We start from the raw sequence: 309 nt of genomic DNA on the forward strand, positions 1-309 counted from the left end.
ATTGTTGGCCATGGTGGTCATTCCCCTACCCGCGTTTATGCTGGACATGTTGTTCAGCTTTAATATTGCTTTATCACTGACCATCGTGCTGGCCAGTGTATATGTACGTAAACCGTTGCAGTTTGCTGCTTTTCCAACCATCCTTTTATTGGCTACGCTATTAAGACTCGCCTTAAACGTAGCCTCTACCCGTATTGTTCTTCTTGAAGGTCACACCGGAACGGCCGCAGCGGGTGAAGTTATTGAAGCGTTTGGTGAATTTGTAATCGGTGGTAACTATGCGGTCGGTCTGGTGGTGTTTGCCATTCT

At 46.9% G+C, this 309-nt stretch carries 1 protein-coding gene; it reads left to right on the forward strand.

Annotation, left to right across the window (positions count from 1 at the left end):
- The coding region (locus B3O33_RS01290) for an FHIPEP family type III secretion protein (RefSeq protein WP_292362786.1) at positions 1-309 on the forward strand (309 nt) is incomplete at both ends.

Source organism: Methylophaga sp. UBA1464 (assembly GCF_002325665.1).
Lineage (GTDB): Bacteria > Pseudomonadota > Gammaproteobacteria > Nitrosococcales > Methylophagaceae > Methylophaga.